Source organism: Promicromonospora noduliphila, from assembly GCF_056951025.1.
Genome location: NZ_CM167806.1, coordinates 1,165,743 through 1,179,218, shown reverse-complemented (window position 1 = coordinate 1,179,218; position 13,476 = coordinate 1,165,743). Strand labels below are relative to the sequence as shown.

The following is a 13,476-nucleotide window of genomic DNA, read 5'->3' as shown; positions in this document are numbered from 1 at the left end:
GGCGTCCTTTCGGTTCACAGGTCTGAGCGACAACGATTCGGTCGCGTCTCCACTTCAGCCCGAAACGCTGGCGGACAGCAGGGTTTAGCGCGTACCGCTGTCCCTGGTACCCGGAGTACCTGTCGGCGTTCCGCTACTGCGGCCGGAACGGCGCACACTGGATGTATGACGATGCCGACCGGGTTGCGCGAGTTCCTCACCTCGCGCCGCGCCGCGATCGACCCCGCGTCAGTCGGGCTGCCGCCCTCGGCGGCGCCACGCCGCACGCCCGGGCTACGACGTGAAGAGGTCGCGGCCCTCGCCGGGGTCAGCGTGGATTACGTCGCCAAGCTCGAGCAGGGCCGCATCGGCAATGTCTCCGACCAGGTCCTCGACGCGATCTCCGACGCCCTACGGCTCGACGAGCTCGAACGCCAGCACCTGCGCGCCCTCCTCACGCCGACATCCCGGCGCCCTACGGCGTCGTCCCGACCGAGGCGTCTGCTGGCGCGCCCGAGCCTGCACGCGCTCGTCGACACCATCCCGAGTCCTGCGATGGTCCAGGGCCCTCGCATGGAGATCCTCGCCAGCAACCAGGCCATGCGCACGGTCTTGACCGACTGGGACGCCATGCCCCGCAACGAGCGCAACATCGCCCGCTGGTTGTTCCTCGCTCCAGAGGCACGCACGCGGTATGTCGAGTGGGAGGCGGTCGCCGCTACGACAGTCGCTGCGCTACGCGCAAGCCACGACCCGCGGACCCCGGACGAGGCCCTGGAACGCCTCGTCGGCGAACTCTCGGTCGCCTCCCCCGAGTTCGCGACCTACTGGGCCGACTATCGCCTCTTCAAACACACGCACGGCACCAAGAAGTTCTTCCATGAAACCGTCGGCGAGTTCACCCTCAACTACGACACCCTCGACATCCCCAACTCCGGCGGCCAAATCCTGTGCGCCTACACCCCCGACCGCGGATCACCCTCAGCAGAGAAGCTCGCCCTCCTCCTGAGCTGGGCGGCCAGCGCAAGCACCGACAACGCGCCAGCAGCCATGCACCGCGACGACCAGCACGGACCTGCCTCACGCTGAGCGGCTCCCAAACCGCGCCCATAACGGCAGCCCCAGCATCAACCAGGCCGCTCACACCCTCGGCTGCAACCCAGGAAACCTGCACGCCCAGCCTGACCACCCTCGAACACGCCGTCGAGGCTCCGCCCATCCGCAGGCACGCCGGAGCCCGCCCCGTCGGACCGCCCACACCTCTCGGACAGGACCTGCGCCACCAAGCTCAGGAACACCTCGGGATCTCAAGGATCCTCCCGACCACGTGAGACGAACCGGCCATGATCGAGGGAACGGACAACTTCGATGCACGCTCTGCTGCAGCAGGCCTACCACGGCTGGGCCACCAGTGGCCTTTCGGTCAACTCCTGGGTGACAACTACACCGCCCAAGGGACAACTCGAGGCGCTTCCTACATGCTCCCTGCCGGTCATCGCGCAGGTCTGCGCCGGATCCGGCGACGTCGCCGCAGGCACACCCGCGTCCCCGATCCAGGGCCTGGCCGACTGGGCCGGGCAGGCGGCCGCGTGGGCGCTGGAGGGCATGTGGGCGTTGATGACGACCACCACCATGGTCGACCTCACCGCCGGCTCCTACACCCGGGTGTACGCGCTGGTGTTCGGGATCGGCGCCACGGTGATGCTGCTGTTCTTCCTGCTGCAGGTCATCACCGGCATGATCCACCGCGACCCCGCCGCCCTCGGCCGCGGCGTCCTGGGGCTGGGCAAGTCCATCCTGGGCAGCTTCCTGGTCGTCACGCTGACCGCGCTGCTGCTGGAGATCACCGACCAGCTCTGTCTCGGCCTGGTCCAGGCGGCCGGGACCACGATGGAACAGGTCGGGCACCGGCTGGTCGCGATGGTCACCGGCATCAGCATCTCGGTCAGCGTGATCGGTGTGGGCCCGCTGCTGGGCCTGTTCCTGGCCGGGATGGCGTTCACCGCGGCGTTCGCTGTGTGGATCAGCCTGCTGGTGCGCTCCGCGCTGATCCTGGTCACGATCGCGCTCGCCCCCCTGGCGTTGGCCGGGGCAACCTGGGACGCCACCCGCGGGTGGGTGAGCAGGTGGGCCACCTTCGTGGTCGCGCTCATCGTCTCGAAGCTGGTCCTGGTGGTGATCTTCCTGATCGCGACCGCCCAGCTGTCCGCACCCGTCCAGGCCGACATCGCCTCGGTGTCCGAGCCCTTGACCGGGATCGTGCTGCTCGTGGTGGCCGCGTTCGCCCCCTACCTGACCTACAAGCTCGTCGGGTTCATCGGCCTGGACCTGTGGGCCACGATGACCACCGAGTCCGACGCCAAGGAATCCCTCAGCCGGCCCATCCCCTACCTGCCCGGCGGATGGCCCCGCCCCAACCCCGCCAAGATCCTCGGCAACGACAGCCCGCGAGGTGGCGGCGACGACGGTGGACCCGAACCCGGGGGCTCGGGTACGACCCGCACCGCAAGCCCATCGGTCGGCACGAGCGTCGGCGGCCCGGCCACCGACAGTGCCAGTGGTGCGGGTGCCAGCGGCGCTCGGGCAGGAGCCACGAGCTCGGCGAGTACCAGCGTGGGCAGCGGTGCCACGGGTGTCGCCAGCGGTGCTGCTGGTGCGGCGGCGCCCGCGCTGGCCGGGGCCGTGGTGGCCAAGGGCGCCTTCGACGCCGGGGGCAGGACCGGCCAGACGGTCGGCGGCTACGCCGCCCAGAACGCCGAGGGCACGACCCAACCCGGCGCGGCCCAACCCGGCACTGGGTCCGGCGCCGCGGGCCGTGGGGCGGCAGGGACGTCAGCTGGTGTGCCGGCGGCGGGCTCGCCAGAGCCCGACCCCGAGGTCGACGCGGGACCGCCGCCCGGCCCCGTGCGGGAGCAGCCGGGGATCCTGTTTCGTGATGGGACCGAGTCATGACCGCCCCGGCGGCCGGGCGGCTGGGGGCGGTGAAGTTTTCCCGGCTGTCCAAGCGGGCCCTGATACTGGGCCTGACCGCGACCCAGCTGGTCACCATCGGCCTGGGTGCCCTGCCCCTGGTCATCGCCCTGTACGCCGGTAGGGGTGCCGTGTACGCGGTTCCGGTCCTGGTCGCCGCGACGGCGGCCGCGCTGGTGCCGGTGGGTGGGCGGCACGTGGTCGGCTGGGTCCCGATCGCGGCGTCCTGGGCCTGGCGCACCGCCACCGGACAGCTCGAGTACCGCGCCCGCATCACCGGCCCGGCCCGGCCCCGGCCGGCCGGGACCCTGGCCCTGCCCGGCTACACCGCCAGGCTGCGCCAGTACACCGACCCTGTCACCGGCACCGTCCTGGTGCACGACCCGCACACGGCCACGCTGACCGCGGTCCTGCCGGTGACGCATCCGGCGTTCGTGCTGCTGGACCCCGCCGAGCAGCAACGCCGCGTCACCGCGTGGGGGCGGGTGCTGGCCACCGTGTCCCGGTCCGGGCACATCACAGCCCTGCACCTGGCCGAACGCACCCTGCCCGGCTCCGGCGCGAGCCTGGCCGACTGGTGGCAAGCCCACGGGATCCACGACGACTCCTTCGCGGCCCGGACCTACGCCGACCTGATCGACCGCGCCGGCCCCGCCGGAGAACAGCACGCCACCACCATCGCCCTCACCCTGGACATGACCATCGCGGCACGCTCGATCCGGGCGGCCGGTGGTGGGCTGCGTGGCGCCGCCGTCGTACTGGCGCAGGAGGTCGAGACGCTGACCACCGCGCTGCGCGCCGCCGACCTCACCCCCGGGACCCCCTACGACCCGGGGCAGCTCGCGGTGCACCTGCGCACCGCGTACGACCCATCGTTGGGGCCGGCGCTGGAACGCCACCCCACCCTGGGACGGGAGCTGGCCGCCGCCGGCCCGATCGCCGTGACCGAGACCTGGGGCGACCTGCGCGCCGACGGCACCTACCACTGCGTCCTATGGATCTCCCAATGGCCCCAGTCACCCACCTACCCCGGCTTCCTGGCCCCAGTGCTCCTGTCCTCGGGGGTGCAGCGCACGCTGGCGGTCACCTACCGGCCCATCCGGACCGACGTCGCTCTGCGGGAGCTGCGCCGGCGCCGGACGGGGCACCTGTCCGACGCCGCCCAGCGGGCCCGGATCGGGCAGACCACCGACGCGACCGACCAGGCCGAACTGTCCGACGTGCTGCAGCAGGAAGCCGACCTCGCCGCCGGGCACAGCCTGCTGACCGCCACCGGGCTGATCACCATCAGCGCCCCCGACCCCGACCAGCTTGCCCACGACATCGCCGCCGTCGAACAAGCCGCGATCCAAGCCGGCCTGGAAACCCGCCGCCTGTGGGGACAACAAGCCCAAGCCTTCGCCCGCACCATCCTGCCCACCTGAACCACCCACACCCACCCCCAGCTCTCCCCCAGGGCGTCGCTGCGCGTCGTCGACGGGCGTGCTCGCGGGGCGCGGTCAACAGGCGTGGTCGGCGGGCCTGGTGGGGGCGGTGCACCTGGTGGGCATGAGCACATCCAGCACACCCCGGACGGGCACCGGGCCGGTGGCCTGCCAGGCCGGGCCGTTGCACCTGTCCCTGCACCACACCGGTGACGACCAGGACCCCGACGGCACCACCCGGCACCGGTACGAGTACACGGTGACCAACCAGCAGTCCACCAGCCAGCGATACCAGGCCACCGACCTGCACAACCGGGGCGCCGTGAACACGAACGCCGCGATGTGCGCGCTGATCGGCTACCTGCACGCGATCGGGCGGACCGTGCGCGACTACCACACCGACCCCGGCGACAGCTCGATGAACCACCTGCCCGCATGGCTCCCCCAGACCACCACCGGCCACCTCGAGGACCTCAGGCAATGCCTGGAGGCGCACGAAGAGCTCCAGGCCGGGCCCACCGACCTCACCTTCGACTTCGACGACCCCCACACCTAGGCACCACGCCACCTCACCCGTACCCGGACCTCACAGGAGATGGAGCCACCCATGAACACGCCCCACGAGATTCCCTGGATCACCGCCTCGCGCCCGCGCTCACCGCTGGTCCTGGACCCGGATCCGGTCGAGACCGCAGCGGCCGTGGCTGCCACGATGCACCGCCTGACGGCCGAGACCAGCACGCTGACCGGCCTGGACCAGGCACCGCAGATCGCAACCGAGCTCCTGGACGCACTGAACGAGATCGCCAACGTCACCACCGAGCTGTCCCGCCTGGCCTTCCACCACAACACCGCCGCCCCGCCCACCGGCAGCGGCCCAGACGCCGGGGACATGCGGACCCGGGCCCAGGCGGTCGACGGTTTCGACGTGGCCTCGCGCGAGGTCCACGAAGCCCGCAAGCACCTGGCGCGCGCCAGTGACGCCGTCGCCAGGCTGGTCGACCAGCAAGCACCCGGGCCCGCTCAGCCGCCGCCGGGCCAACCCGGCCACGGCACCGCCCACGCCGGGCGAACCGGGCCACGACCTGCTGGCCCGTCCCAGGACGAGGCCACCCACCAACCGGCCCTCTGACTGCCCGCACCGCGCGATGAGGGACCTTGCCCCGTGGCCGGTTCGGTCAAATGCGGCGAACTGGTAGGCCGTCCTCGCACGAGAAGCGGTGATGGCCCGGATGGCGATCCCGCGTCGGGCGAGACGGGCACCGAGCCGTTCACTGCTCCGCGCGTGGCTGGGCCGTCACAGGCCTGGCCCGCGACCTCGGATCCCAGACGGTCCAGCCGTTCCCAGGCCATCGGCACAGGCATGACACTCACCGCGGTGTCCACGAGGTATGGATCGAAGGACCTCCCGACAGAGCCTGGCCTTCGCGCGCGGCTCGCGGGCTGATCAGCTACCTCCGCGCAGGAGCTGAATGAAGGCGACCACGAGTGGCCCGACCAGTGTCGAGACGACGACGATGACACCAGCAGTCTCGCCCAGGAGCTGCAGGGTGCGCCCCAGGGTTCGAGGTTGCCCGGTCTCGTACGTGTTCGGGTCGAAGTCGCCGCGAGCCGGCTCGAGCAGCGAACCCCGAACGATGTCGTGGATCTCCTCGATCGCGGCCGGTGTGAGCTCCCCGGCGAGGATGTCCACGATCCGCTGCTCCCGCCCCGCCAGATCCAGGCCGTTGCGGCGCCCCTGAGCCGACCAGCGGCGGGTCAGCCGCAGGCACCGCTCCTTGACGGCCAGCCGCGCGATGACCAGGGGACGGACCCAGCGCAGGATCCGTGCCCCAGCGTCCCCGAAGGACTGGTAACGGTCGAGCAAGCACATCACCCAGTAGACCGCCCGGGCACCGCCGAACCCACCCACGCCGACCGCCAGTCCCACGCACAGCAGGAACGCCAGGATCGCTTCGGGTAGCTCGGCGGTCGTGGACCATCGGATCAGGAACACCCAGGTTCCGAGCAGCACCCCGTAGATGAGCCCGAACACCGCGAAGCCGAGCTCATAGGTGTGCACGGTCCACGCCGCCAGCCGCCGCTGCTCGGAAACAAGGAGGCCGGCGAGGTCGGCCTCGGTGAACCCGAGCTTGCGCAGCTGTCTGACGTCGCGGCGCTGCCGCCCTGGGCTGACTCGCGCTGTGCGCATACCCGCTCGACTCCCCCACCTCGATGCTCGACGACGGTCGCCGACTCGCGCACGCTAGCTGGGGTGTCTGACACCGTGGGACGACCACGCGCGCGGACCGGGCCGGTGGCGCACCACCGCGGAGAGCAGCTTGAGCCGCGCTGTGGTCGGGGTCGCACCTGCCGGGCATGGACACCGGCGCCTCTCCCAGCACGCACGAGACACGCGGCACCCGGACGCGGGTCACCGTCCGGGCCGGTTCGCTGGATCTGGCCCTGTGGCACGACGGCGTCGTGCCCGACGAGCACGGCGGGTTCCGGCACCGGTACGCCTACCGGATCGCCGACGCCACACGCCCGCGCACCTCGCCGCACATCGGGCGTGACATCCACTCCGGCGTCGGCGACCCCGTCGACACCACGGCGGGGATGGGGGACCTGGTCTCGTTCCTGACGGCGGCGGCCGACGCCCACCAGTACCACACTAACCATCCCGGTAGCGATCCGGAGAACCGGGACCTGTTCCCGGCGTGGGTCACCGAGGCGGCCGGCCAGTGGTCCGGCGAGCTGAGGCTGCTGGCCCTGGAGCTCGAACGGCCCCCGCACGGTGTGCACACCGACCGTACCGAGCCGCCCACAACGCCGACCACGGGAACGCGGTCGGCCGCCACCACGGGGCAGGTTCCGGACGGGCTTGGCTGGCCGCCGGGCCGGTACTACACCGTAACCACGCTGCCCGGCCAGGCCGGCCACGCCGTGGCCAGCCTCGTCGACCGGTACGGCACCGGCGCGGCGATCGAGCGCCTGGCCCGGGGTGACCGCGGAGCCGCGACCTTGGACGCCGCCCTGTTCAACGACGAGGTCTACGACCAGGTACCGACCCGGCCCGGCAGCCTGGTAGCCGGGTACGGCCCGTACGTCCTGACCTACCACCCGGACAGCGGGAACGTGCACCTGCTACGCGAGCTGTCCACCGACCTGCAGGCTCCGCCCGGGTGGCCCCACCGGTACACCGGCATCCCCACACCCACCACCGAGCCCCCGGCACCACCGCCGCGGACCGCGCACGCGGACCGGCCGGCCCGGCTCCCGACACCGCCGCGGGCCGGGTTCGACGACGGCCCGGCCCTGTGACCCACCCGGGCCCCGCCCTGTCCGACGGCTGCCCGGTGCTGGGCCGGCACGCGGCGCGGTGACCGGCGCGCACCTGTGGGGCGTCCCGGTCCCCGCCCTGCGTTCGGAGAACACCATGCTGACCCAGCCGCCCGCGACCAGCCCGCAGCACGACGCCGAGGACGTCGCCGAAGCCGCGCGGCGCCTGGCCCGCTCGACCCACCAGGTGACCGAGCCGTCCGACCTGTACTGGGTGCTGAACGACCTGGCCGCGGCCATGCCCCGCCTGCAGCAGGTCGCGACCCAGATCGCTACCACCCACCGCGAGCTGGTCCACCTGGCGCACGACCACCACGGCCGGTCCGCGCACGGGCACACCGAAGCGAACACCGTGGCCGCACACCTGCGCCAGACCGCGACCCTGCTCGGCCAGGCACACCTCGCCCTGGACCTGGCCACCACCCACGCCGGCGAGATCGCCTGGTACCCGACCACCCCCAGCACCCCCGACACCAGCACCCCCGCCCCTGACGACACTCCCCCTGACGCCCCCGGGCCGAGACCGGCCGTCCAGAACGGGCAGCGGCCGCGATGACCCGGGACCCACGACTCACCCCGCCGCCGTGCGCTCCGGTGCCACCGAGCCCACCGGCCAGGACCGGTCCGGAGGCCGGACTATGAACCCCGCCGACCGGGTGCACACAGCCACCTTGACCACCGGCCGTGAACCGGCCAGCGTGCGCCGCGCCCGCCGGCGCGCGGCCGGACAGGTCCTGGCCAGGGCACGCCTGGACCGCCTCAACGCGACCCACGACCGCCAGGCAGCCGAACGCGCCCAGGCCCGAACCGTGCGGTACCTGCCCCGTGCCGGCGAGCACGGGCCCGCGACCTTGCGCACCCCGATCCGGTTCCGGATACCCGCCCACCAGGACACGTCCGCGGTCTGGGCCGGGGCCTACCCGTTCCTGGCCGAGGGCGGCCTCGGGGCCAACGGCGTGTTCGTCGGGCGTGACCTGCACTCCGGAAGCAGCTTCGTGTACGACCCGTGGGTGCTGTACCAGCGGGGACTGGTCACCGCACCCAACATGGTCGTGGCCGGGATCGTCGGCGCCGGCAAGAGCGCCCTGGCCAAAGCCCTGTACCTGCGCTCGATCCCGTTCGGCCGCAAGGTCTACATCCCCTGCGACCCCAAAGGCGAACACACCCCCATCGCCCGCGCCGTCGGCGGCCGAGCGATCACTCTCGGGCCGGGGATGGCCGCGCGGCTGAACCCGCTCGACGAGGGGCACCGCCCGACCGGCACCGACGACACGGCATGGTCCGAGCAGGTCGCCACCCGGCGGCGGACCCTGGTCGGTGCACTGGCCGAGACAATGCTCGGCCGGCCCCTGCACCCGGTGGAGCACACCGCGATCGACATCGCCCTGACCGCGACCGTCCGCACCAGCACGGTCCCGGTGCTGCCCACCCTCGTCGACCACCTCCTGACCCCAGACTCGGACGACGACACCGACGGGCGGCTGGCTGAGGACGGGCGGCACGTCGCCCACGCCCTGCGCCGCCTGGTCCGCGGCGACCTCGCCGGCATGTTCGACGGCCCCTCCACCATCGCATTCGACCCGACGTTGCCGATGCTGTCCCTGGACCTGTCCCGGGTCGCGGAGAACAACTCGGCCCTGAGCGTGCTGATGACCTGCGCCTCGGCCTGGATGGAAGGCGTCCTGGCCGACCCCGACGGCGGGCAACGCTGGGTGGTCTACGACGAGGCATGGCGATTGATGTCCCACCCGGCGCTGCTGCGCCGCATGGACAGTTACTGGCGGCTGGCCCGCTACTACGGGATCGCGAACATGCTCGTCTTCCACCGCCTGTCCGACCTGGACACCGTCGGCGACGCCGGCACCGCGCAACGCTCGCTGGCCGCCGCCCTGTTGGCCAACGCCGAAACCCGCGTCATCATGCGACAAGAGACCGACCAGCTCGGCGCCACCGCACAAACTCTCGGTCTGACCGGCACCGAGACGAGCCTTCTGCCCACCTTGGGCCTGGGCCAGGGCCTGTGGCGCATCCGCACCCGGTCCTTCCTGGTCCAGTCCCAGCTCCACCCCAACGAGGCCCGCCTCTTCGAGACCAGTGCCAAGCTGACCAAGGAAGGTAACGAGTTCCGCGCTTCTCGTCCGGAAATCTCGGGAACCTGAGTGCTGACGTCCGCTCTCAGGCTAGTCGAGGGTGCGGGTTCGCGGAACTGGCGTCTCCTCGCGAACGGAAGGTGTGGCCGCGTAGCGCATCGCGGCCTCGATGCTGATGCCGAACAAGTCGCAGAGCTGGCGGACGTCACCGCCGGCGGCATGGATCTCGGTCAGTATGCGCTCGGTGCGCAGAGAAGTCCGCCAGCTTCGACACGATGACAGCGTCGACAGCGTTCAGTCTCAATGGCCTGCCCGGGACCGCTCCCGGGCCAGCCTGCTTGGATGGGGACATGTCCTCCGATGTGGCACGTCTCATCTCAGACCTCGGAAACCAAAGCACTTCCGACGGCATGTACGAGGAGTCGCCACACACGCGTGCGGTGGACAAACTGGTGCGCCGTGGGAGCACGGTCGTCGTCGAGCTTGTCGAGAACCTCCGACGGCACCTTGACGATCTGGACAGGCTGCCTCTTCGCAGCCACGCATGGGACTCTGCGGCGGGCCGCGCCTGGGGCCTGGTCGAGGTGCTGGGTGAGATCGGGGACGACCGCGCTGGTGACGTCCTAGTCCGTGCCCCTCGGATATGACGGCTCGATCTCTGTTGCCGCAGCCCGGGGCCTTGCTGACGTGCATAGCGCCCGGGCGGTCAAGCCGCTGTTGGACCTCATCTCACGAACTGAGCCGAACGGCACCTTCGTCGACGACATGATCACGTCTCTGCTGGTGTATTCGCCCCCAGTCAACAAGTTGATGGGCCGGTACCGGCACGAGCCGACCGCGGTCGGCCGACGAAACCTGCTGGGGGCGATCGCCAGGCACCCGGACGCGCCGGTCGAGGTGTTCCTTGAGGCTGCAGGCGACACGGACAAGCAGATCAAGTGGGCTGCGATCAAGGGGATCGTCTCGGTGTGGCGGCGGTCGGGCGGAGAACCGCCGCAAACATGGATCGATGCGCTGGCATTTCTCGCACTCGACGACGACCTGGGCGCCAGGTTCATGAGGAACGGGGTCACATGGCGGGCCGTCGAAGCGCTCCACGAGATCTGTGCGTTCGGACAGTGGGATCGCTTCGAGACTGACCGGGTTTCCCTGTCTCCCGAGGTGTTCTCAACCGTTCTTCGCATCTCCCAGCGCGGCGACGATGCGCCCGCTCAGAAGATCGCCAAGCGGCTCGCACAGCTCGCACAATCGGACGACGGCGCCGGATACCTGCTGGAAACGGTGCAGCACACACACCCGGCTGACATCAGGATCTACATACTTGATCTCCTCGAACCGCTCAGTGAGAGCAAGCCGTCGTTCAAGTTCGTGGCGACATGTATCGCCCTGCTGGACGATGAAGACACCGCCATCCGGCGACGGGCGGCTGGCCTCCTCCTGAAGACTCGACTCCCGTGGTCGATGCGTTGGAAGTACCGCAAGGAGCTCGCCGCCGCCCGCACGATGTGACGCACTCGCACTCACGCTGCTTGATCCGCGGGTTCCCCTCCACGCGAACCATAGGACACCTCACGGCGAGGGATTGCGCCGCTCCCTGCCCGACCGTGACGGCACGGGCGGAGTCCAGGCCACCCGCAGGGCCGGAGGGCCTTGACGCCGTACGGGGCGGAACCATCATCGACCCACCACGGCGGAATCCCGGACCCCAAGACCGCCCCTGGAACTCGGCTCCACGATCGGCCGCCAGGACCGCTCACCGTTCCGCACACAGGGCTCCAAACGCTCCCCATCGTGGATCTCGGGAAAGGCCGTACCTGCTCAGGCGACGCAGAACTCGTTGCCCTCCGGGTCAAGCATGACGACGTGGCCCAGAACTGAACCCTGTTCGTCGGTGTACTCCTCCTCGCGCACCGTGGTCGCTCCCGCGCCCTCGAGCTCGGCGACCTTCGCACGGATAAGGTCAGCCCGCTGAAGCCAGTCCCACGGCGGTTCGCCTGCAACACGGATATCGATGTGAAAACGGTTCTTGGACGTCTTCGGCTCCGGAACTCGCAAGAAGCCGATCGCCGGGCCAACTCCATCCGGATCGATCAGCGAGGCGCCGTCGGGATCGTCATAGCCGGGCTCTGGGACATACCCCAGCGCCAGCGCCCAGAACCGGGCAAGCCGTTGTGGGTCGCCGGCATCCGCCCCAATCGTCCAGTGCACAGCCATCGCCCGATCGTAAGCCAGGCCCTCCCTGAGTCGCCGCTGAAACTCACCTACGCCCGGTGCTGGCCGCCGACCGCCCGTAGAGGCCGAAGGGCCTTGACGCCGTCCGGGACGGAACCATCATCGACCCACCACAGCGGAATCCCGGACCCTGCAAACCACTCGTGAAACTCACGTACATCCAGCCGTCTACTGCCCCAACCACTCGTCGAACATCCGTACATTCACGCCTCGTTCTCACGTTCATAGCCAGGCCCGCACGGCGGGTGGGGGCCCGGACACCTGTCGGTCATGGACACCCCCAGCAGAACCGAACCAGCCGACAGCGTCGGATCACCGTTCATAGAGGCCCAGAACGCCTTTCACGCCCGGTGGGACATCGCCGGACGGGACACCATCCAGCTGTGTGACCCACATGCGACCGCCGGCGTGGTGTCGATCGGGCTGTCCCGCCACGACGCCCCAGGAGAGTCAGTAGTGGACGTCGTCTGGCACGGTGAGCAGGTCCGGCTGTCGGACCCGGCGACCGGGGAGACACTCGACCTGGCCGCGGCGTCACGCGCGCTGCGGCTGCTGGCCCCCGAGGTCCGCGCGGTGCTCCACGTCACAGTCGAGGCCCTGTCCTACGCACGCGACGCCTACCGCGTGACGGACGAGCTGCACCACGCCATCGGATCAGCTCAGTTCCGGCAACGGGAACTGGATCGCTCCGCCAGGACCCACGGTCACGACCCCACGTGGTTGAAGGATCCGCAGGCCCAGCAGGCACGCATCCGCGAGCTGGAGGCGCAACGGGACCGGTTCGCGGCCCAGCACGGCCTCAGCGGGGTGACCGCATCAGGGCTGGATGACACCTACGGCCTGGACCTGGACGTCGCGATGCTGACCGAGCAGCGCGACGAGCTCGCCGCCGGCGGGTTCGCCGGCTGGCTCAAGCTGGTCACGCCACCGTCCAACAGCGCCACCCCACCCTCCGGCAGCTTGGTGCGGCTGCTGGCCATGGCGCCCCGGTTCGTGCACGGCGTGGTCACGTATCTCCGGTTCAGCAGGGAACTGGCCCGGGATCTGGACACCGCTCGTGAACGACGCCGGATCAGCTACCGGCTCGAGGCCGCGCACGAGGCCCTGGCCGACGCCGAGGAACTGCAGGCCACCCTCGCCGACGTGGAGAGCCTGCGCGGCGAGCTCGCTGCGGTGCTGCGATCGGCTGCCACACCGACCGACAGGCCGCAGGTGCCGGCTGCGTACAGAGCACTCCCCGCGCCCGGCGCCCCGTACCCGCACCGGGCGCCGACCCCGCCCGCACCGCCTAGCCCCGCGGCGCAGGGACCCGAGCCCGACCTGCCCGGCCTGTGACACCGGTCCGCCGCCGGTCGAACTCTGGTCCCTCGACCCCCTGGGTCCAGGCCCGCCCTCGTCGTCGGCGGGCGTGGCGACGCGGGTGCACCTGGTCGTCACCACAGGACCACATCCCGGGGAGC

The 13,476-nt window shown here is 70.8% G+C and carries 12 protein-coding genes; 10 read left to right on the top strand and 2 right to left on the bottom strand.

All coding sequences use genetic code 11. The annotated features are described in order from the left end of the window. Window positions 1–165: 165 nt before the first annotated feature. The 5 genes from AC0QU1_RS05105 (at window position 166) to AC0QU1_RS05085 (ending at window position 5,505) form a co-directional block, all read left to right on the top strand. Entirely contained in the window at window positions 166–1,068 is a 903-nt protein-coding gene (locus tag AC0QU1_RS05105) for a helix-turn-helix transcriptional regulator (protein WP_483574871.1), read from the top strand. 279 nt (window positions 1,069–1,347) lie between these two features. Next, window positions 1,348–2,931: a TrbL/VirB6 family protein gene (locus AC0QU1_RS05100; protein WP_483574869.1), complete on the top strand. Its 1,584-nt coding sequence runs from the start codon at window positions 1,348–1,350 to the stop codon at window positions 2,929–2,931. Continuing rightward, a complete protein-coding gene (locus tag AC0QU1_RS05095; protein ID WP_483574867.1) occupies window positions 2,928–4,373 on the top strand; it encodes an SCO6880 family protein in 1,446 nt (481 codons plus the stop codon). Before AC0QU1_RS05100 ends, AC0QU1_RS05095 begins: the two co-directional genes overlap by 4 nt. A 124-nt stretch (window positions 4,374–4,497) precedes the next feature. Beyond that, window positions 4,498–4,929, top strand: coding sequence for a hypothetical protein (locus tag AC0QU1_RS05090; protein WP_483574866.1), 432 nt, complete (start codon window positions 4,498–4,500; stop codon window positions 4,927–4,929). 51 nt (window positions 4,930–4,980) lie between these two features. Further along, the gene (locus AC0QU1_RS05085) at window positions 4,981–5,505 is read left to right on the top strand and encodes a hypothetical protein (RefSeq protein WP_483574864.1); all 525 of its coding nucleotides are present in this window, start codon (window positions 4,981–4,983) and stop codon (window positions 5,503–5,505) included. A 315-nt stretch (window positions 5,506–5,820) separates the two neighbouring features. On the opposite strand, the gene AC0QU1_RS05080 is transcribed toward AC0QU1_RS05085, so the two are convergent. Then, a complete protein-coding gene (locus AC0QU1_RS05080) occupies window positions 5,821–6,564 on the bottom strand; it encodes a hypothetical protein (RefSeq protein ID WP_483574862.1) in 744 nt (247 codons plus the stop codon). Window positions 6,565–6,731: 167 nt separating this feature from the next. Here AC0QU1_RS05080 and AC0QU1_RS05075 point away from each other — a divergent pair, with 167 nt between their 5' ends. From AC0QU1_RS05075 to AC0QU1_RS05060, 4 genes are all read left to right on the top strand, one after another. Further along, window positions 6,732–7,676: a hypothetical protein gene (locus AC0QU1_RS05075; RefSeq protein WP_483574861.1), complete on the top strand. Its 945-nt coding sequence runs from the start codon at window positions 6,732–6,734 to the stop codon at window positions 7,674–7,676. Between the two features lie 58 nt (window positions 7,677–7,734). Next, window positions 7,735–8,250, top strand: a complete 516-nt coding sequence (locus AC0QU1_RS05070; RefSeq protein WP_483574860.1) for a hypothetical protein — start codon at window positions 7,735–7,737, stop codon at window positions 8,248–8,250. An 82-nt stretch (window positions 8,251–8,332) separates the two neighbouring features. After that, window positions 8,333–9,853, top strand: a complete 1,521-nt coding sequence (locus tag AC0QU1_RS05065) for an ATP-binding protein (protein WP_483574858.1) — start codon at window positions 8,333–8,335, stop codon at window positions 9,851–9,853. A 561-nt stretch (window positions 9,854–10,414) separates the two neighbouring features. Beyond that, window positions 10,415–11,293 (top strand): hypothetical protein, encoded by an 879-nt coding sequence (locus tag AC0QU1_RS05060; RefSeq protein WP_483574856.1) that lies wholly within the window; start codon window positions 10,415–10,417, stop codon window positions 11,291–11,293. Window positions 11,294–11,602: 309 nt separating this feature from the next. Here the strand turns inward: AC0QU1_RS05060 and AC0QU1_RS05055 are convergent, their stop codons facing one another. After that, window positions 11,603–11,998, bottom strand: coding sequence for a VOC family protein (locus AC0QU1_RS05055; protein ID WP_483574855.1), 396 nt, complete (start codon window positions 11,996–11,998; stop codon window positions 11,603–11,605). A gap of 474 nt (window positions 11,999–12,472) precedes the next feature. Here AC0QU1_RS05055 and AC0QU1_RS05050 point away from each other — a divergent pair, with 474 nt between their 5' ends. Next, window positions 12,473–13,351, top strand: a complete 879-nt coding sequence (locus tag AC0QU1_RS05050) for a hypothetical protein (RefSeq protein ID WP_483574853.1) — start codon at window positions 12,473–12,475, stop codon at window positions 13,349–13,351. Window positions 13,352–13,476: the final 125 nt, after the last annotated feature.

Coding starts and splice junctions, on each gene's coding strand:
- AC0QU1_RS05075 (WP_483574861.1), top strand. CDS start 6,732: ATGGACACCGGCGCCTCTCCCAGCACGCACGAGACACGCGGCACCCGG.
- AC0QU1_RS05095 (WP_483574867.1), top strand. CDS start 2,928: ATGACCGCCCCGGCGGCCGGGCGGCTGGGGGCGGTGAAGTTTTCCCGG.
- AC0QU1_RS05100 (WP_483574869.1), top strand. CDS start 1,348: ATGCACGCTCTGCTGCAGCAGGCCTACCACGGCTGGGCCACCAGTGGC.
- AC0QU1_RS05090 (WP_483574866.1), top strand. CDS start 4,498: ATGAGCACATCCAGCACACCCCGGACGGGCACCGGGCCGGTGGCCTGC.
- AC0QU1_RS05065 (WP_483574858.1), top strand. CDS start 8,333: ATGAACCCCGCCGACCGGGTGCACACAGCCACCTTGACCACCGGCCGT.
- AC0QU1_RS05055 (WP_483574855.1), bottom strand. CDS start 11,998: ATGGCTGTGCACTGGACGATTGGGGCGGATGCCGGCGACCCACAACGG.
- AC0QU1_RS05080 (WP_483574862.1), bottom strand. CDS start 6,564: ATGCGCACAGCGCGAGTCAGCCCAGGGCGGCAGCGCCGCGACGTCAGA.
- AC0QU1_RS05085 (WP_483574864.1), top strand. CDS start 4,981: ATGAACACGCCCCACGAGATTCCCTGGATCACCGCCTCGCGCCCGCGC.
- AC0QU1_RS05105 (WP_483574871.1), top strand. CDS start 166: ATGACGATGCCGACCGGGTTGCGCGAGTTCCTCACCTCGCGCCGCGCC.